2 protein-coding genes are annotated in these 2,743 nt (G+C 66.7%); both read left to right on the forward strand.

The window, feature by feature from the left end:
* Positions 1-205 precede the first annotated feature (205 nt).
* On the forward strand, positions 206-811 hold the full coding sequence (locus tag EN780_RS31545) for a CDP-alcohol phosphatidyltransferase family protein (RefSeq protein WP_128276222.1): 606 nt from the start codon (positions 206-208) through the stop codon (positions 809-811).
* Positions 808-2,619 (forward strand): bifunctional alpha/beta hydrolase/class I SAM-dependent methyltransferase, encoded by a 1,812-nt coding sequence (locus tag EN780_RS31550; RefSeq protein ID WP_128276223.1) that lies wholly within the window; start codon positions 808-810, stop codon positions 2,617-2,619. Before EN780_RS31545 ends, EN780_RS31550 begins: the two co-directional genes overlap by 4 nt.
* Positions 2,620-2,743: the final 124 nt, after the last annotated feature.

Consider the following 2,743-nt stretch of genomic DNA (forward strand, 5'->3'; position numbering starts at 1 on the left):
CTGGTACACACATGGTGTACCGCCCGCTCCTGGCCGGTCTTCCAAAACAGATTTTAGCCGCGTCGCAAGCGCGCGCACGCCGCCCTTGCGTCTTGGCCGCCGATTGACCATCCTCATAGCGTGCTGCGTCTCCAGCCGGAGGCGTGGCAGGGTGTTTGGCGCATGGGGTCATGCGTAGGGTTATGACGCGGTTGGGGGATCGCATATGCCGACGCTTTACGCGTTGAAACCGGCCTTCCAGGCGAGGCTCAGGCCGCTGGCCGACCGGCTCGCCGGGGCCGGCGTCACCGCCAACCAGATCACGCTTCTCGCCGCCGGCGTTTCGGTCGCGACCGGGGTGGTGACGGCCGTCTTCGCGGCCCATCCCGTCGTGTTCCTGCTGATGCCGCTGGTGCTGTTTACACGCATGGCGCTCAATGCCATCGACGGCATGCTGGCACGGGAGCATGGGCAAGCATCAAAACTCGGCATGTATCTCAACGAACTCTGCGACGTCGTCTCGGACCTGGCGCTGATCCTCGCCTTCGCCGCCCTCTTCCCGGCCTGGGGCGTCGTCGCCTTCGCGATCGTGGCGGTCATCGTTGAATTCACTGGTGTGCTCGGCATCGCCGTGGGGGCGGCGCGCGACTATGCCGGGCCTTTCGGCAAGAGCGACCGGGCGCTGGCGCTCGGCGTCATCGGTTTCCTCGTCGCCTTCGGCCTGTGGCCGGCGGCGCTCACGCCTTTCATGTTTCCGGCGCTCGCAACACTGTCGCTGGCGACCGCCATCAACCGGATACGCAGCGGCCTTAGAGGAGCAGTCGAGCAATGACCGACCTCGGGGGCAACACCATGATCCATCAGCAGAATATCGCCGCGGCAGCACCCACGAGCGTCGAACGGGTGGTCGAGGAGCGGACCTTCAGGACCCATGACGGCACCGAGATCTTCTATCGCTACTGGCCGGCGGTGGGTGACAAGTCCAAGGGCGCCGTCCTTCTCTTCCATCGCGGCCACGAGCATGGCGGCCGCATGGCGCATCTGGTCGACGAGCTCGCCATGCCGGGCTACGCCTTCTATGCCTGGGACGCGCGCGGCAACGGGCGCTCGGCAGGCGAGCGCGGCTACGCGCCGTCCTTCGCCGCCCTTGTGCGCGACATCGACTGCTTCGTGCGCGAGATCGCGCGTGACGGATTTGGCCAGCGCGACCTGGCACTCATCGCGCAGTCCTTCGGGGCGGTGCTCGCCGCAGCCTGGGTGCATGACTACGCGCCCGACATCCGCGCGCTGGTGCTCGCCTCGCCGGCCTTCTCGGTCAAGCTCTACGTGCCCTTCGCCAAGGAGGGCATCGCGCTCTGGCAGAAGCTCAAGGGCCGCTTCTTCGTCAATTCCTACGTCAAGGCCAAATTCCTCACTCATGATCCGGAGCGCATCGCCTCCTTCGACGCCGATCCGCTGATCACCCGCCCGATCGCCTCCAACATACTGGTCGAGCTCTACGCGCATGCCGCCCGCATCGTTTCGGATGCGCGCGCGATCACCGTGCCGACACAGCTGCTGATCTCGGGCGCCGACTGGGTCGTGCGGCACGGCCCGCAGCACGAATTCTTTGTCAATCTGGCGAGCCCGGCCAAGGAGCGGCACGTGCTGCCCGGGTTCTTCCACGACACGCTCGGCGAGCGCGAGCGCAAATTCGCGCTCGACCTGATCCGGCCATTCCTCGAGAAACAGTACACGACGCCCGAGAAGCCCGCCGATCTGACTATCGCCGACCGCGCCGGCTACACACGCGACGAGGCCGACAAGCTCGCCTCGCCGCTGCCGCTGTTGTCGCCCAGGGGCCTCTACTGGGCGATGAGCCGCGCCTTCATCCGCATGGGCTCCTGGTTCTCGACCGGGCTCAAGACCGGGATTGCCACCGGCTTCGATTCCGGCTCCACGCTCGACTATGTCTATGAGAACGAGGCGCGCGGCGTCAGCCATGTCGGCCGCATGGTCGACCGCACCTTCCTCGATGCCATCGGCTGGCGCGGCATCCGCCAGCGCAAGCTTCATCTGGAAGAGCTGATTGCCAGCGCCACGGAGCAGCTGAAGGCCGCCGGCCGGCCCGTGCATATCCTCGACATCGCCGCCGGCCATGGTCGCTACGTGCTCGATGCCGTCGCCAAATGCGCCGTGCCTCCGGCAAGTGTCAGGCTGCAGGACTATTCCCAGTTGAATGTCGGGCTCGGAACCAGGCTGATCGCCGAGCGGAACCTGCCGACCAGCGTCACGTTCCGCCAGGCCGACGCCTTCGATACCGGAATGCTGGCCGGGCTGAAGCCGGCGCCAGACCTCGCCATCGTCTCCGGGCTTTATGAGCTGTTTGCGGACAATGCGCTGATTTCCCGCTCGCTCGGCGGATTGGCCGGCGCCATGCAGCCCGGCGCGCTGCTGATCTACACCAACCAACCCTGGCACCCGCAGCTGGAGATGATCGCGCGCAGCCTGACCTCGCATCGCGGCGGCCAGGCCTGGGTGATGCGGCGGCGCACGCAAGGAGAGATGGACCAGCTGGTGAAGGCCGCCGGCTTCGAGAAGATCGACCAGCGTATCGACCAGTGGGGCATCTTCACCGTCTCGGTCGCCCGACGCGTCTGAGGAAGCCGTGCCCGCCGCCGACCCTGCCCCAGCCCCTATCGCGACCGAGCGACCGAAGGATAAATTCGGCGCCATCCTGCTGCGCGCGGCGCTGTGGCTGGCGCTGCTCGCGCCGCTGTTCTAC

Source organism: Mesorhizobium sp. M4B.F.Ca.ET.089.01.1.1 (assembly GCF_004022605.1).
GTDB classification, from domain to species: domain Bacteria; phylum Pseudomonadota; class Alphaproteobacteria; order Rhizobiales; family Rhizobiaceae; genus Mesorhizobium; species Mesorhizobium abyssinicae.